This is a genomic window from Bacteroides sp. D2, from assembly GCF_025147085.1.
Lineage (GTDB): Bacteria > Bacteroidota > Bacteroidia > Bacteroidales > Bacteroidaceae > Bacteroides.
This window is the reverse complement of sequence record NZ_CP102261.1, coordinates 1138005-1155153: the sequence shown is the minus strand read 5'-3', so window position 1 is coordinate 1155153 and position 17149 is coordinate 1138005. Positions and strand designations below refer to the sequence as shown.

9 protein-coding genes are annotated in these 17149 nt (G+C 42.7%); all 9 read right to left on the bottom strand.

Annotated elements, in window-relative coordinates:
• Window positions 1–52: 52 nt before the first annotated feature.
• Window positions 53–1288 (bottom strand): DcaP family trimeric outer membrane transporter, encoded by a 1236-nt coding sequence (locus NQ505_RS04020; protein WP_008998223.1) that lies wholly within the window; start codon window positions 1286–1288, stop codon window positions 53–55.
• Between the two features lie 54 nt (window positions 1289–1342).
• The gene (locus NQ505_RS04015; RefSeq protein ID WP_008998222.1) at window positions 1343–2287 is read right to left on the bottom strand and encodes a tRNA-dihydrouridine synthase family protein; all 945 of its coding nucleotides are present in this window, start codon (window positions 2285–2287) and stop codon (window positions 1343–1345) included.
• A gap of 144 nt (window positions 2288–2431) precedes the next feature.
• Window positions 2432–3532, bottom strand: coding sequence for a DUF5017 domain-containing protein (locus tag NQ505_RS04010; RefSeq protein WP_008998221.1), 1101 nt, complete (start codon window positions 3530–3532; stop codon window positions 2432–2434).
• 30 nt (window positions 3533–3562) lie between these two features.
• Complete coding sequence (locus NQ505_RS04005; protein WP_008998220.1) at window positions 3563–5335, bottom strand: RagB/SusD family nutrient uptake outer membrane protein; 1773 nt, start codon at window positions 5333–5335, stop codon at window positions 3563–3565.
• A 27-nt stretch (window positions 5336–5362) separates the two neighbouring features.
• On the bottom strand, window positions 5363–8521 hold the full coding sequence (locus tag NQ505_RS04000) for a SusC/RagA family TonB-linked outer membrane protein (protein ID WP_004307486.1): 3159 nt from the start codon (window positions 8519–8521) through the stop codon (window positions 5363–5365).
• A gap of 159 nt (window positions 8522–8680) precedes the next feature.
• Entirely contained in the window at window positions 8681–10216 is a 1536-nt protein-coding gene (locus NQ505_RS03995) for a sulfatase-like hydrolase/transferase (protein WP_004324282.1), read from the bottom strand.
• A gap of 292 nt (window positions 10217–10508) precedes the next feature.
• Window positions 10509–14567 (bottom strand): two-component regulator propeller domain-containing protein, encoded by a 4059-nt coding sequence (locus NQ505_RS03990; protein WP_004324283.1) that lies wholly within the window; start codon window positions 14565–14567, stop codon window positions 10509–10511.
• A 195-nt stretch (window positions 14568–14762) separates the two neighbouring features.
• The gene (locus tag NQ505_RS03985) at window positions 14763–16058 is read right to left on the bottom strand and encodes an acetylxylan esterase (protein ID WP_032853278.1); all 1296 of its coding nucleotides are present in this window, start codon (window positions 16056–16058) and stop codon (window positions 14763–14765) included.
• Window positions 16059–16063: 5 nt separating this feature from the next.
• Window positions 16064–17134: an endonuclease/exonuclease/phosphatase family protein gene (locus tag NQ505_RS03980; RefSeq protein WP_008998218.1), complete on the bottom strand. Its 1071-nt coding sequence runs from the start codon at window positions 17132–17134 to the stop codon at window positions 16064–16066.
• Window positions 17135–17149: the final 15 nt, after the last annotated feature.

The window sequence follows — 17149 nt, the reverse complement described above, 5'->3', positions numbered from 1 at the left end:
GTTAAGCAGTAATCGGTGACAGATATATAATTAAAATAATTGTATAGAGAGGTTAGAACATAAACATGGCAACGGCAACAATACGGTTGTTACATACGGCATGGGTATCTTGAATTTTCCCATTGGACGTATTGAGCGAACCATACCACGCAGAGCTTAATGTATATTCCAACCCGAATTTCCAGTGGGGGACATTGTAGGTCAGTTCTGCTCCTGCCGTAACTAATTGGTTAAGGTCTGTTCCTGTTCCATAAAGTTTTGCATCATTTCCTTTGGGAGCATATAGTGCATCACTTGTTCCCAGATTCTTGGCATAGCCTACGAAGATTCCCGGCTTCCATTTCTGTCCGTAGACAACGTTGAACCAAGAGCTGGAGAAACGTATCGGAGTATATTCTTGTTCTCCCGTTTGTTCGTTGACAGACTTGATTCCGAATCCACCTAAGCCGGAAGCTTGTGTCAGATTGGATCCTAATACACTCTTCGCAGCGATGAACCAGTCTTTGTTGGTGTATTTCACATGAGCTTCGTATGAAAGAGTTGTGATGCGTTCGTCTACCTTGTATTTATCTGTATTTACGATAGACTCCGTACGTGGTTTCAATGATAACAACTCAATGCCTACGCCGGCCAGCAAACCATCATTCTTATAATCAGCCCCGACATAAAATTCGGGAATACAGCTTTGCTTCAGATACTTATGTGTTTTCCCTTCCGGTCCTTGTGAAGTATATTGTGATTGCCACACTGCGGCTCCGGTAAGTTGGAAATTCTTGTTTGTATAGCGATAACGAATTTGTGGCGCACGGCTGAAGGGTTGGAACGGTGCTCCTACAGAGAGATTAAGAATCTGCGGAGACACATCTCCGAATAGCGGATGCCAGTTCTGCCCGAGCAATAAAGCCGATTTACCCCAATCCAGATTCAAATAAGCATGACGAAGGCGAATGACTGAATAAGAAGTGCCTGTGCCACGGAAGTCGACTTCTACTTTGGCAGATGTCTTGGCTGTTCCCAGTTTTGGACCGGCAACGTCTACTCCAAGACGTGAATATAAAGTATAGAAGTTACTGTTGGGTGTTGAGTTCAAATCGTTCCCCTCCGGATCACGCACTTTGTCTTTTGGATACATATAAAACAATCCGTCTACGGTTTCTTCGTTAGCACGACTATTATAATAGAAGTCAGTACGAATCTGTCCATAGAATTTGAACTTGAAATCCTGCATTTGTGCGAAACAGCCCGATACGGTTATCAGACAAAGAAAGATTAGAATGTATTTTTTCATAATGTGCTTGTTTATAAACGGGCGCAAAATTACGTAAAATTACTGGTTATCAGTTCATCGTTGATTAAAAAAGGCAAGAATCGCCTGATTATATTTATTCAGATTTCCGCTTTTATGAATTGCTTTCAGTAATTTTCTGTCTGCTTGCGGCATTAAATATTCCCAGAAAGTTTTCATTTTGTTCAGAAGTTGTTCGTCTCCTCCTTCCAACTGTTCTGCATATTGATTGTATACGCATTTGTGCATAGATTGCAATTTTTCTCTCATTTCATCGAACTCGAGTGCACGGTTTTGTCTATACTCCAAAGCTAATGCCGGGTTGGCAAGTAATCCCCGTCCTATCATAATTCCGGCTAGTCCGGGAAACTGTTCCTGAATGCGGTGAATATCTTCTACACTATTGATATCTCCATTATAGATGAGCGGATGCTTGCAGGCATTCTGAAAAGCCTCAAACGCTTTAAGGTCAACTTCTCCTTTGTATTGCTGTTTTCCCAAGCGGGGGTGCATAACCACTTGTCGCAAGGGTAGCTCATTGATAATCGGAGCCAGTTTCAGACATTCTTCCGGATCTTCCCAGCCCAACCTCATTTTGATGGAGAAACTTATTTGCGGATATTCTGTAATCAGGCTAAGTAACGCCTGAACTTCTTCGGGATAAGGAAGAATGCCGGAACCATTGTGGCGTTTAGCCAGCATGGGAAAAGGACATCCCATATTGATGTCGACTTCCTTATATCCCTTTTCAATGAATAGGGATAAGATTTTTTCAGCTTTTTCAAAAGAAGGGGCTATCAGTTGGGGAATCAGATGGGCTACCTGATTATTCCCGGGGTCGATTCCGCGGACATCTCTATGGCGGAATCCGCCTTTTTCGAATCGTACAAATGGGGTATAATAAGTATCTATACCTCCGAAGCAGGCAGCATGAGCATTACGGTAAAACACTTCGGTGTAACCTTGTAATGGGGCAAAATGAATAGGAAGAGTCTTTGGCATTATTTTTATTTTTGTGCAAAGATACAGAAAAAGTAAAAGAGAGGAACCTCGCGGTCCCTCTCTTTCTGATGTTAAATTGATTAAAGTCTGATTTTTATAAACGTTTTCTATGATTGAAGGTTAGAAAAATTGGGGGATATATTTTTATTCTACAACGTTTATAGTCAGTTCACGTACTACTTGACCACCTTGATGGACGTAGTTTGCATTGTTGGCTACGAAAGTAGCGGTATATGTACCGGCCTCTTCATAGGTATGTGAGTATATCTCCAACGACTGCGAGATATTCTTGATAGCTACACCAGCGTCAGGATCGCAGGAACCGTTGAGGAGGATTGGATTGGAGATAATCCAAGTATCCCCTTTTGTATACCCTGCTGCTCCGCCACTGGTTACGAAATCGCTTGGCTGGTTAATTCTCCAGAAATAAGGAATATTACCGTCTACAGTAGCGTATGCTATTTTGTCTTCATATTCTGCGCTTTTCATCTCTTCAAGTGTGAGGTTTTTATTACCTAATGCTTCCTTTAATTTGGTAAGATGAGTGTTGTTTTTTGAAAGATCGTCTAAATTATAGGTTACATTTAAAGCCGAGAATTCGAAGTTCTTTGCATTAATTGTAGTTGATTTTCCATTGTTGAACTCCAGATTAAGCTGTAAGCCCTTAATATGTATTACAGGCATTGTGCTGCTATTATCAAGAGGGTTAAGACGGAAAGCAATGCTGATCTCTTTACCCAGATAAGATATTAAAGGACAAGAATAGTCTTTAGTATCTTTGGTTGCTTTAGGAAGCTCATCTTGGCTGACAAGTTCTGTCCATTCGCAATTAGTAACTGCTTCTTTGTCTTTTTCCACATTGTTGCCACTAATCCCTCCGAATTGATCGGATATTAATATGTGAGTAGAACCTTCGATGGTTTTCGCACTACCATAGTCATATAATACAGAGAAATTGATTTCACATTTTTCTACGTCTTCCGGTTGCATTTCAATTCTGTTCCGATGTTTGTATTCGTGCCCTATCTCGCCGCTGAAGAAACTGATAAAATCAGGGTCGCCATCGAAGCTGAACGTTACCGGACTTCCTTTCTTTACAGTCACAGTTTTGCCATCGAAGCTGACATTGCTGTCTGTCACCACACCAACTTCCATTGTTGTGTCTTCTTTTAATTCCTTGTCGCATGAAGCGAGACATAGTCCGGCAAAAGCGATAGTCATCAAACTTTTATATATTGTCTTCATATCCTTTTCTTTTTAAAGTTAATAAGGGATTTACCAACCCGGATTATTCGTTTTGATAGCACTGTTCGATCCTATCTCATTGGCAGGAATCGGGAAATAGTTGTAAGACTTCGGAATATTGAAGTAAGTATATACATTGGTTCCGAATTTCCAGGATTCGTCAGCCTGCGCCTTGTCCACTTGTTCCTGCATCAGTTTGTGATAGTCTCCCCAACGGATCAGGTCGAAACGGCGTGTATATTCGAAGCAGAGTTCCATAGCACGTTCGTCTTTGATAGCCTTGCGGAAGCTGGTTTCATCCAGATTTGCTGCAAGCTTGTTGATTCCTGCACGTTCTCTTACTGCATTGATACATTCATAAGCCAGATCATTAGGACCATGGTTGACTTCATTTTCAGCTTCTGCAATCATCAGCAGAATGTCAGAGTAGCGGAGAAGAGGGAAGTTGATGGAAGTATCGTTCTTGCTCTTCTTGTCTGCCTCATATTCTCTACGATATTTGGCAGCAGCTCTATTACGGTTCTTATTGGCATCGTTCTTCGATTCACGATCACCGTAAGTAGACCCCGGCTCTGTTTTACCATAGCTGAAGGACTTATCCCAGTATTGTTGTTTTACTTCATCTCTTTTTCCTTTCACAAATTCACGACCGTCTACCGGAGTGCCTTCTCCTGCTGACTGGGTGTAAGTGAATGGAGCGATATTCCAGTTGCAACGGTCAATATCACCGTTTGCTTCATACAATTCCAGCAGTTTAGGAGTATTCCAGATAAAAGCGTATGCATAACCCGGGTCACCTTTACCGGTGATGGATGCTTTGGAAGAAAGGTCCTTACCCTGAATACCGATAATATTACCAATTCTACCTTCTGCACGTACATCCGTTGAACGGTTACCTGCAAATTCTACCTCCCAGATACTTTCATTAGCCTTGGCACCATCCTTATTGAGAGCAGTGTTATACTTATCAGAACAAATGTCGATAAAGAAATCCCAATATTTAGCAGTCAGTGAATGACCTTCATTCTTAACTAGCTGTGCATAGTAACTCGCTTTTTTGAAATATTCTGTAATCTCGGCACTAGTCGTACTGTTGGCTAAACCCACTTCCTTGTCACGTTTAGGTTCACCAGCTCTGAACATATATACACGTGCCAACATTCCCCAAGCTGCCGATTTGGAAATACGTCCCGGCAAATAGTTCAAATCTTGAGCAGATTTGAGATCTTCGGCAGAACCATACATTTCTTTGATGATAAAATCATAAATCGTCTGTTTGTCCGTACGAGGAATAGAGTGGTTATAAACATCTTCTGTAGAAGTAGTCTTGAAAGGTACATCTCCCCAACATTCTACCAAAGTGAAATAATAGAATGCGCGCAAGAAGCGAGCTTCCGCTTTGTATTGTTTGCGGGTATCATCGTTCATATCGGGCACTGCATCAATATTCTCCAGGAAAATATTGGCTCTGTTGACGCCAGCGTATAATGTAGACCATAGTGCCGCTACAGTAGGATCACTTGTGTTGGCATTGTTACAGATTAAACCGCTCTTATTAGGTCCGCGGTTGGCACCACCATAGTGTCCCAGGTCGTCACCTCCTACAAGGTATAAGAATTCATTTCCGTAAAATGAACTTTGTCCCAGAATAGCATAGGTTCCTGTCAGCCATGAAGTAGCTTCTGCTTCATTTTTGAAGAAGTTCTCGGGAGTAGTATATGTCGGGTCTTTTTCCAGGAAATCGCAGGAAGTCAGGTTTAGTCCGACAAGAAGTGATATGATAATTATTCTTATTGTTTTCATATACGTAATTGTTTGAAGGATGATTGATTAGAAACCTAGGTTTACACCAAAACTAATAGAGTAGGCTCTCGGATAAGCGGAGAAGTCCAGCCCCGGAGTCAGTGCGCCTTCACGGATAGATACTTCCGGGTCGTAACCGGAATATCCTGTACATGTCCATAGATTCTGACCGGCAACGAATACACGTGCATTGTCTATCTTCCATTTCTTGGTCAGTTGCTTCGGCAGTGTATAGCCTAAAGATACTGTTTTCAGACGAAGGAAAGAACCATCCTCAATAATACGTGTAGAGAATACTTTGTTAGAACCGGAGTCGGTAGCTCTCGGAATATTACTTTCCGGGTTTTCTGTTGTCCAACGGTCTGCGTAACTTGCATATTGGTTCAAGTCGCGTGTCTTATTACTGTTCTCGAAGAACAGGCGGTTGGCATTCAATACATCGTTTCCATACGACCATTGGAAGAAGATGCTCAAGTCAAATCCTTTGTATTCGAAATTATTGGTAAATCCACCTGTATGTTTCGGCATACCGTTACCGATCATAGTACGGTCGTTATCGTCGATAATACCGTCACCATTCAAGTCTGCGTATTTGGGCATACCCGGTTGCGTATTACTCTCGGAAGAGAAATATGGAACATTACGTTTCAATGTATAGGTATCACCCACCTTGTCGAAGTCTTCGTACTTGTATGTACCTTCATAGATGAATCCATACATCATCCCCATCGGATAACCCACTTTGGCGATGTAGCTGTATTGTGAGTTATAGTTTTGGTCAAATTTCGCAGCAGTTGGCATGGATACTTGGTTTTCTGCCAATGCCAATACTTTATTCTTGTTAAAGGCTATATTGAAGTTACTGGTCCACGAGAAGTTACGGTTTTTAATGTTGGTAGTATTCAAGGTGAACTCAATACCTTGGTTGCGTACCTTACCTATATTTTTCATCGCACTGGTAAAACCGGAAGAAGGAGCTGTTGATGCATTCAGCAGCAGGTCGCGAGTCGTCTTACGATACCAGTCTATGGTCAATCCGATACGTTCGTCAAGGAAGCCCAAGTCCAGACCTAGATTCCACTGTTCGGTAGTTTCCCATTTCAACTTTCTATTTCTCAAGGAAGTAGGTACCATACCTACGCTTGTCAGACTGTTTTCAAACGGATATACACCACTTGGAGTACTACCGACTGAAATAAAGTCTCCGACTTTATCTTTCAACATTTGATATAGAGCGTATGTATCATATTCGCCTACACGGTTGTTACCGGTCAATCCCCAGCTTGCTCTTAATTTACCTGAAGAAACAACTGGTTTCAATGGTTTCATAAAATCTTCTTCCATGAATCCCCAAGCCAATGAGCTGGAAGGGAAATAACCGAAACGGTTATCGCCACGGAACTTGGAAGAACCGTCGGAACGGAAAGAAACCGTTGCATAATACAATGATTTATAGTTGTAGTTCAAACGTCCCAGGAAGGAAAGCATAGACCAGGAACTCTTTAATGATTTGGTCGTACTCGGAGTTCCTTCACTCATTCCTGCCATTCCGAGTGCTTCGTTTGGAATTTGCACTGTTTTGTATGAATAGTATTCATAGTCGGAATTTTGCAGGGTTACACCTGCCATACTATTAAAGAAATGCTTCCGTTTGATATTGGTCTGATAGGTCAGAATGTTTTCGTTCAACCATGTTGCACGTTGAGAATGGTAGATTTCTGCATTTACCTTATCGGATGATTTCGGATTACCATAGCGGGTCTTCGAGTTGTTGAATGTTTCCCCTTTGCGGGTATCGAACGTGTAACCGCCGGAAACTTTCAACTTCAATCCTTTGATAAATTCATATTCTGCAAATCCGTTGAACTGGATATAGTTCGCGTACGTCTTACGATATTCGTTTTTCAAAGACATGATAGGGTTGAAACGATAGTCGTTGGTATTGTTTATCGCATCGTCCATAATATTGTCCATCAACGAGTTTAATGGTCTGTCCGGTTCTGTCACAGGGCGATATCCCCATACACTATAGAACAGGTTATTCATACCACTGTATGAGTTCTGAGAAGGAGAACCACCGGTGGTTGTAGTGCTTGAATAGTTGGTTGTCAGATAGATTTTCAGTTTCTTCTTTTGAATGGTAGTACCCATACGGCCTTGTATACGCTTGTAGTTTGATTCCAACAAGATACCGTCCTGGTCATAATAAGATAAAGAAGCGTTGTAACGAACTCCTTCCGAACCACCGGTCAGGCTGACATTGTGGCTTTGCATCCATGCGCTGCGGAAGATTTCATCCTGCCAGTTATATTGCGGGATATTTCTATAATCTTCCAATCCCCATTTCTTGCCGTCATAATTCATGAAGTAGGTAGTTTCCATATCTTTGGGACTACGTTCTGCCTGTAGTTTGACGAATTCATAGGCATCCATCATCGGAATTGTTTTGGTGATATGCTGAATACCGAAACTTCCGTCATATTTAATTTTAGGTTGGCCGATTGTTCCTTTCTTGGTTGTAATCATCACGACACCGTTGGCACCACGGGCACCGTAGATAGCAGTAGCAGAGGCATCCTTCAGGAAGTCGAGTGACTCGATATCATTCTGATTGATGGCTGCGGCTATGGAGGGGTCTTCCACCGGGAAACCGTCAATGACATAAAGAGGAGAGTTGTCCTGTGTCAAAGAGTTGTTACCACGGATGACGATGTTCATCTGTCCGCCCGGCATACCTTCGCCCGAACTTACGTTGACACCGGCAATACGTCCGCCTAATGTCTCGCCGAAAGAAGCAGTCGGAGTGCTAAGCAGTTCTGCCATGCTGGCTTTGGCAACAGAACCCGTCAGGTCTCTCTTGCGTATTTCCTGATAGCCGACTACTACCACTTCGTCCAATGTCTTTGTATCTTCCTTCAATGTGATAACCATTGGCTTTTGAGTGTCCGCCTTTATTTCTACAGTGACATAACCAATGAAAGAAATAACCAATATTGAATTCTTATTGGGTACGTTAAAAGCAAATTTACCATCAAGGTCAGTGATTGTTCCTTGTGAAGTACCTTGTACCTGAACACTGGCTCCCGGCACTCCTTCTCCTAAGTTGTCCTTCACTGTACCTTTAACAAGTACCTGTGCAAGTACAAAAGAAACAGAAAATAAGATCAGTCCGATGGAGGAGAGCATCCTTTTTCTAGTTTGAGTGGATAAATGTTTTTTCATATATTAAAAATTAAGTGATTTTATTGAATCTACGCTTGCAAAGATAGACGGATTGAATATTCTAATATGGATAGAATTATTCAAGATTGGTGCAAAATCATACAATTTTTCTGTTCTCATAAACTATTTCTCTTTTATGGATTCTAGTAATTCGGATAACTCTTTCACTATGTCGGGATGTTGTTTTGATACATTCGTTTTCTCCGATGGATCGGAGGATAAATCGTAAAGTTGAGGCTGTTTGTCGTTGCCTAACTCCATTTTCGTCCAATGTTCGATGGCGGGGCCGTCGCTCGGTTCGATGTATTTCCATTGACCTTTTATGATGGCAAGTGTGTTATTGAGATTCTGTTGAACGACATACTCACGGTTTGTATTATTTTTGCCGAGGAGAACGTTCAGATGTTCCTGACTGTCGGGGGCAGCTCCTTTGCGTAAAGGTTGGTCCAAAAGTGAGGCGAGCGATGCATACACATCTATTTGAGAGAAAAGAGCTTGTTGCTTGTTCGGCTTCACCCGGGCAGGCCAACGGACAATAAATGGAACGCGTGTACCCGCTTCGTAAGCACTGTATTTCCCACCACGGTAGATACCCATCGGAGTATGTCCGTTGAGAAGTTCGTAAGCTTGGTCTTGATAGCCGTCGTCGATAACAGGACCGTTATCGCTGGTAAAGATCAGGATAGTGTTGTCTGCGATGTGGAGGCTGTCCAGTGTGTGCATGATTTCACCGATAGTCCAGTCCAGTTGCAGGATGACGTCGCCACGAGTGCCGAGTCCGCTTTTGCCTGCGAAACGTGGGTGGGGGATGCGCGGTACATGTACGTCTTGCGTACCCATATATAAGAAGAAGGGTTCTTCCTGATGGGATGCAATGAAATTCTTAGCCTTATGGGTGATGATATCGGCTATGTCTTCATCTTTCCAAAGGGCGGATTTTCCTCCGGTCATCCAGCCGATACGGGGAATGCCGTTGATAATTGTATTGTTGTGTCCCTGGCTGGGTTTTAAAGTGACGAGCTCCGGGTTCTCTTCTCCCGTAGGCCAGTCGCCGACTTTGTGGTCGTAACTTACGGTGATAGGATCATTGGGGTCAAGTCCTACGACATGTCCGTTTTCTACAAATACACAAGGTACACGGTCTACGGTAGCCGGAATAATAAATTCGTAGTCAAAACCGATGCTTTGTGCATTAGGGGTAATCCGGTTGTTAAAGTCGGTTCCACCTTTCGGACCGAGTCCCAGATGCCATTTGCCTACTGCACCGGTTGCGTATCCTGCATCTTTCAGCATATCTGCCATGGTGACGCAGGTAGTGTCGATAATGAGTTCAGAGTTGCCGGGAGCGATTCCTGTGTTTTCTTGTCTCCAGGGGTACATACCTGTCAGGAGTCCGAAACGGGAAGGAGTGCTGGTGGCAGAAGTTGCATAAGCATTGGTGAATTGTACTCCTTGTCCTGCCAACCGGTCGATGTTGGGAGTACTCACTTTCGTTGCTCCATAACAGCTTAAATCACCAATGCCGAGATCATCTGCAAATATATAAATAATGTTAGGCTTTTGGTTATTCTGCCCATTGCTCTTTTGGGGTGCATGACTGCATCCTGACAGCGTGACGATGCCGGACAATAGGGGAAGTAGACGCGAAACGTTTTTCATAATGCTGAATGTTTTAGGAAATAATGTAATGAACACAAAGATAAGCGATTGGAAGAAAAAGAATGAGTAGGAATGTACAAGTGAAGTACAAAATAGTACACTTAAGAAGTTACCTTCTTTATTCGGGCGAAGATGTCCGGACTAAGAAACCGTTTATATCATAAATTTAGGCACGGATTACACGGATTAACGCTGTTGTTTTCATACTCATCGTTTTTTAATCCGTGAAATCCGTGTGATCCGTGCCTAATAATATAAGATTATTTTGCAAGAGTGCTTGTATAGTTACCTGCTAATCTGTTTCTTCTCCGTCTCCTTCTTCTTCGCTCTCTTCTCCTTTACGATAAGCCAGCGGACTGACGTGATAAATCTCCTTGAAACATTTACTGAAATAGCGGGAGGAGGAGAACCCAATCCGGTCAGAGATCTCCGTGATATTCAGCTCCGGGTTATTCCTTAACATGACAGCGCCTTTTTTGAGACGTATGCTTAGGATGAAATCATTCGGGGTCTGGCCTGTAACTGCTTTCAGTTTAGTGAATAGGTTCGTACGTGCCATACCCATTTCGCGGGCGAAGATATTAACGTTGAAATCCGTATTGTCCAGATGGCGTTCGATAATGGCCATCGCGCGGTCGAGCATCTCCTTATCCATCGGGTTGGTAGCCAACATTTGGGCAAAAGCCTGTGGTTGTTTGCTGAACTTCTCTTGCAATAGCCGGCGGGAGTTAACCAGGTTATTGCAGCGGGAAATCAGAAGATTGGTATTAAACGGTTTCGTGATATAATCATCCGCACCAATCTTCAAACCTTCGATATTGTGCTCTATAGCAGTACGTGCAGTTAATAATACCACCGGAATATGGCAAGTGTTAAAGTCCGTCTTGATCTGTTTGCAAAGTTCCGTACCCGACATGCGTGGCATTACGACATCACTTAAAATGATGCTCGGCATATCCTTCTGTATCATTTCTAATGCTTCTACTCCGTCGGAAGCCGTACTGACTTGATAGAATGTTTCGAAAATACCGACTAACATCTGCTTGATAGATTCATTGTCTTCCACTATCAGCATTTTGGCGTCTTCGATGCGCTTGTTATCTTCTTCTTTCCATTCCGAATCAGGGATTATTTCTACTGAAGGAACAATAGTCTCTGTTTGCTGGATGGTTTCCGTATCATCTTTCGCTATTTGCTCTTCTGTGAAGTGTTCCTTGCCTAGTTTGAGGGTGATAATGAAACTGCTTCCTTTGCCCGGTTCGCTTTCTACCCGGATTGTGCCGTGATGAAGTTCCACAATTCCTTTCGTCAGTGCCAGTCCGATGCCTGTACCGGCTCCGGTATTCAGCGAGTTGAGATGTTCGGTCTGGTAGAAACGGTCGAATATCTTATCAATTTCGGCAGCGGCGATACCTGTACCGGTATCTTTTATTTCAATGATGACATGGTCTTTCTCCTGCGATACATTAATCGAAATCGTATCTTCGGCCTTGGTATGCTTCACTGCATTAGACAGCAGGTTGTTTATCACTTTCTGCATCTGTTTTTGGTCATACCATACTTCAATGTCATCCTTCTGTTTGTTGAACTTGAAGTTGATTTGTTTACTGCTCGCATATTCGAGGAAGAGCAGATAATTCTCATACAGGAAGTTAACCAGATTGTGCTGGCTAACTTTGATCTTCATGTGACCCTGTTCCTGTTTACGGAAATCAAGTAGTTCCGTAATCAGTTCCCGTAATTGGAGACTGTTCTTGTAGATTCCCAACACCTTATTATATATATTAGGCGTAAATGTCTGCACCTGCAACAAAGTTTCCACTTGTCCCACGATCAGCGTTAACGGTGTGCGGAATTCGTGCGAGATGTTAGTGAAGAAACGGAGTTTCGACTGGTTCAATGCTTCGAGGTCTTCAATATGCTTCTTTTCGTACTTCAAAGACTCACGGAGTTTGATGCGCGAATTATAGTTCTGAATAAGATACCATAACAGGCTGATAGTGACAATGGTATAAATCAGGTAAGCCCACCATGTCTCATACCATGAAGGGAGTACGATAATCAGCAGTCTGGCCTCTTTTATTCCTTCCCTCTGTGATTTGATGACAAGGGTATATTTACCCGGATTCAGGTTTGTATAAGTAATCAGCGTTTGCTTCCGGTAAGTATGGTTCCATTCGTCTGAGAAACCCTCCAGGCGATAGAGAATTTCATCTCTGTTGGCAGGGATGAAGTTGGAAGTGGCATATTCGATGCTAAACATCGATTGATTCGCTTTCAGACTGATTTCCGGAGTGTGGCAGATCGACTGTTCCAGGATGCCGCTTTCATCTCCCGGAACTACTTCTTTTCCGTTGACAAGCAGGCGGGAAAGAATGATATTATATGATTTGGGAGTGAAATGTAACTTCTTCTCCCAGAAAGAAATCATTCCCTGAATACCGCCAAGGAATACTTCTCCGTCATGTGTCACAAATAGTGCGTTTTCATTGACGGCAGTCAACGGGAATCCGTTTTCCGTACCGTAATTATAGAATTTCTTGCTTGGATAGTCAAACTGTGAGAATCCTTGATTGGTAATCAGCAATAAGTCACCTTTCTGTATGGACGATTCGCATACTTCGTAGATACAGTCGCTGGATAAACCATCTGTCTGTACATCGAAGTTTTCAAAGTCATCACTTGCCTTACGGTAACGGTCGAGACCGCTTCCGGAGGTGCAGAACCATAGATTGCCGTTACTGTCCTGCATGATACTGTTGATATTATTGTTGCTAAGACTGTTTGGATTAGCGGGATTGTGCGGATAATTAGTAAGTTTACCGCTGTCGAACCGGTAAGAATAAACACCCTCTCCGGTAGCCGCAATCCACAATGTACCGTCTTTATCAATGCAAAGACTGGCTACCATGCCAATACCTCTTCCTTCTTTAGTCTCTTTGAAGAGTTGTTGGCAAGTGCCTGTTGCCGGATTGAAAAGACAAACACCGTTTTGTGTGGCGACAACCAGCTTGTCCTTATAAGGTACAATGTCTCGGACGATATCCGAAGGTAGTGAGGTTGGGTCTCCGGCTTTCATCCGGTAGACTGTGAAACGGTTGGTACGCAGGTCGAGTTTGTTCAATCCTCCCAAGTGTGTACCTATCCACATAATTTCATTAGTCCGGTCGTAATAGATTGCTTTGACGTTGTTATGGGAAATACTATTTTTGCCCTCTTCGTGGCGATACCACCGATAGGTGTTATTTTTCCGGTCGTACACATTCACGCCACCGCCTTCAGTACAAATCCATAAGTTTCCGTCTTTATCTTCAGTCATTCTGCCGACAATCGGGCTACTTAAACCTTCTTTTTCTGTATCTCCTGTCTTGTAGCGTGTATAGATTTCATATTCCGGATTGAAATAGTTGACACCTCCGAAATAAGTACCCAGCCAAATTGTTCCTTGTTCATCTTTGACGATGCACCAGATGGAGGAGTGGGTGAGTCCGTCGGGTTTGTTCGCGTTGGCAGTGTAAAGTTGGAATTTACCTGTGCTTTTTTCATAGCGATTTAATCCGTGAAAGGTTCCTATCCATAGATTTCCTGCATTATCTTCACAGCAACTCCTTACGAAGTCGGCGCAAATACTGTTTGGATTTTTGGGATCATGACGGAAGTTCTCAATGGTACTGTCTGTTTTTATCCGGTAGAGTCCTTCTTCCCAGGTACAGATCCATAATTCTTTAGACGAATCTTCGTAAATACTCGCGATATTACCTCTTGTGACAGGTTGGGAAATCTTTTTGTCTCCCGATAAACAGTAAAGTCCGTTACTGGTAGTTCCCATCCACAGATTTTTCTTTTCGTCCAGGTGGAGGCAGGAGAGGGTGATATCTTTTCCGGCAAGATGATAGTAGAGATCGAAGTTTCCCGTACTTTCATTATATACAAATACTTCTTCTCTTTTCCCGATATATAATTTCTCGTTGAAATAAATAGCATCCACATTGCCTTGCAGCAACGTTTTGAATCTTTGTGTGGTCAGATCGAATTCTGCCACCCCGTCCGTACAGAGCAGGTATACCTTTCCGTTTTTGTTTCCGGTGATGCGCAGCACTGTATTGCTGAACAAGCTGTTCGGATCGTTTTTATTAAGTTTGAAACTTTTGATATCGTTACCGTTATACCGGTTCAGTCCTTCACGCGTGCCGATCCATATAATTCCCCGTTCATCAATATAAAGGCTATTGACAGAAAATTGGGAGAGTCCGTCGTCCGTGGTCAAGTGGCTAAAAGTGATGTTTTGACCTTGTGTGCGGACTCCAGCTACGCTTAAAAATAGCAGAAATAAAAGAATTACTTTTCTCACTAATTTATTTTTTAAGGTGTTTACATCTATGCAAATATATTGTTTTTATTCGATTTCAGTGAACCTTATTAGAAGAAAGTAACTATAAAACACCGGAAGAGAATTCTATTTAACAGAATTACTCTTCCGGTTTCTAACCTAACTAACCTCTTGTTATAGTGTTTGTGCCTGTTTCGTTTTTATCAGTTCAGATTATTACCACACTACATACTGATTGAAAAAACGAGTACTTTCAGCAATCCATGAGTCCATGTTCTCATAAGCTGCAAAGTGTCCTGATGTAGGGTAGCATATCCAGCGTTTAGGTGTACGGATGTGATTGTATGCTGCAAAATTTGTATGTGGTGGTGTAATGTTGTCCTGAAGTCCGAATCCCATTAATACTGGGCATTTGATCCATCCGGTCAGATTCTTCAAATCAAAGTAAGTTAGTAATGAGAATATTTTATCTTTGTCAATATTCTGCCGGGCAGCTCCTTCGAATACCAAGCTGGCAGGCCAGTGAACCAAACGAAAATAATCGGGATAGTCTGACAGAAAGGGTACGATAGGCGCAGCTGCGGAAATACGATGGTCGAGTGACGCTGCTGCTAATGTGAGCGCTCCACCTTGCGAAATACCTGTAGCAAAAAGGTTTTGTCCGTCAAAGCATGGCTGAGCAAAAATAAAATCAATACTGCGGACTGTATCAGCAAAAGCACCTCTGTAATAGTAATGTTTGGGTGAATCCAGTCCGAAAGCAATCCACTCACCAAAGCGGTTATAAGGTTTGTTGAGGCCTTGTCCACGGGGTGGAATGACCAAGATACACCAACCGGGATAGTTGTCGGGACCGGGAATCCAGGTGACGGCATCATAACCTTGATAAACCACTACGGCCGGATGACTCTGACCATCTGTAGGGACTGCCCAATACCCCCGTAAGATTTCTCCTTCAAGCGAGCACATTTCTACTTCGTAAACATCACGCTCTGGCTTCGAAGATTCAGGTAGACGTGTCATTTTATAGACAGGTTGTACACGTTTAAGTTCGGTGATGGTTTTATTCCAAAATCTTTTTAAGTTAGGGAGACCATCCGGTTTGGATAAAATCTGTTCGGCTTCGTATCCAAAGAAGAAATGTTTCAGAGTGTCGGTGCCAGCAATGAAACAAGCCTGGTAAAACCCGGGAGTGAGATTCGTGAGAGTGACTGATGCACGACTGCGAAAGCCTCCACCGGGAGCTATCGAATCTGTTCCGAAAGAGTAGGTTATAAAGGTAGACGATACAGCATTGCCGAAATCTGTTGCAATGTCCATACGTATCCTATCCGAAAAACCTGACTGTGCAGATGTCAATTCCAGCATGAAGCGTACTGGATGTTCGTTATCGAACATCCAGTTTTGCTCAACAGGAATATTGAGATTTATGGTCTCCTGTGGATAACTTTTTATTGAGTATCCGGTCAGGAGTATAATGATGTATATCCACTTTTGCATCCTGTTAATCATTGTTATTACTCTTTGATATAAAACGTAATCAGCACTCCTTTATGATCGCTTGGCCACTGATTGTTTACGGGCGGAATGATTGGATCTTTGGTTTGTTCTTCTATTCTTTTTCCGCGTACAATAGAGCCTGTTGGACCTACTATCTGGGCATTTTTTATTTGTAGATTTTTATTTGGATAATAGTAAACGAAATCAATTCGTTCGCGTTCATCTGCCTCCGGTGCCCATGAGAGATTCTCTGGAATGACTGATTTATTGTCTGCAGGAAAAGTGAATCCCGGACATTTCACCGGATCGGGATGAATTACCCGGTAGGCATCTTTATATCCCCGTTGAACCAACAATTTGGAAGTTCCCCAATTGACGATACATCCGCGATGATCGAATAGATCTTTTGTATCGGCCTGCCAATCCAGATAAGAAGGCTCATTCAGATCTCCGGCAAAAAACACGAGTGCTTCTTGCTCTAGCTCTTTGGCAGCGTTGTTGATAAAAGCTTGGGCGGATTCTATACGGTCTGATTCTTCGCAGACAGCAAGTATCTTGTCTGCATCAGTGATAGGAGCCGGAAGTTTATCCCAATTAACGCTACCGTCATTGTACCCCCGGGGATAGTAACAGGTGTAGTAACGATACTCCGAATGTGCCGGGTAAACGGCCACTCGTTTCCCATTGACATCCAGAATCGCTTTGAACATCCATTTGTTGATGCGTTCTGTCTCTTTGATCGGATATTTTGATATGACCGCTCTTCCGTCTATTCGTGCATCGTAATAGATGAGTCCCTTATTTTTAAGCCCTTGCATTAGTTTAGGCATTACGGGATCGTCTTGCGGACCTTTATATAATTCGCAAAATGTAGCAATGTCTGGCTGTAGGGCAACAATCTGTTCTATCAGATATTCCGGAGCATGCTCCACCTTGGTACACTCCACCCATAAGTTGAGTTGGAGGAACTTAATCTCTGTTTTCTTTCCTGTTTCTTCTTCCGGTACAGATACTTCCGTATCGGTTTTAGAACATGCAGTGATAACAGGAAGTATGGCAATAATAATAGTTAATAACCACTTTTGCATAATCTGTATTTTTTA

Bases quoted from the DNA above. Each gene is read 5' to 3' on its own strand.
- NQ505_RS04020 (WP_008998223.1), bottom strand. From the start codon at position 1,288: ATGAAAAAATACATTCTAATCTTTCTTTGTCTGATAACCGTATCGGGC.
- NQ505_RS04005 (WP_008998220.1), bottom strand. From the start codon at position 5,335: ATGAAAACAATAAGAATAATTATCATATCACTTCTTGTCGGACTAAAC.
- NQ505_RS03985 (WP_032853278.1), bottom strand. From the start codon at position 16,058: ATGATTAACAGGATGCAAAAGTGGATATACATCATTATACTCCTGACC.
- NQ505_RS04015 (WP_008998222.1), bottom strand. From the start codon at position 2,287: ATGCCAAAGACTCTTCCTATTCATTTTGCCCCATTACAAGGTTACACC.
- NQ505_RS04010 (WP_008998221.1), bottom strand. From the start codon at position 3,532: ATGAAGACAATATATAAAAGTTTGATGACTATCGCTTTTGCCGGACTA.
- NQ505_RS03980 (WP_008998218.1), bottom strand. From the start codon at position 17,134: ATGCAAAAGTGGTTATTAACTATTATTATTGCCATACTTCCTGTTATC.
- NQ505_RS04000 (WP_004307486.1), bottom strand. From the start codon at position 8,521: ATGCTCTCCTCCATCGGACTGATCTTATTTTCTGTTTCTTTTGTACTT.
- NQ505_RS03995 (WP_004324282.1), bottom strand. From the start codon at position 10,216: ATGAAAAACGTTTCGCGTCTACTTCCCCTATTGTCCGGCATCGTCACG.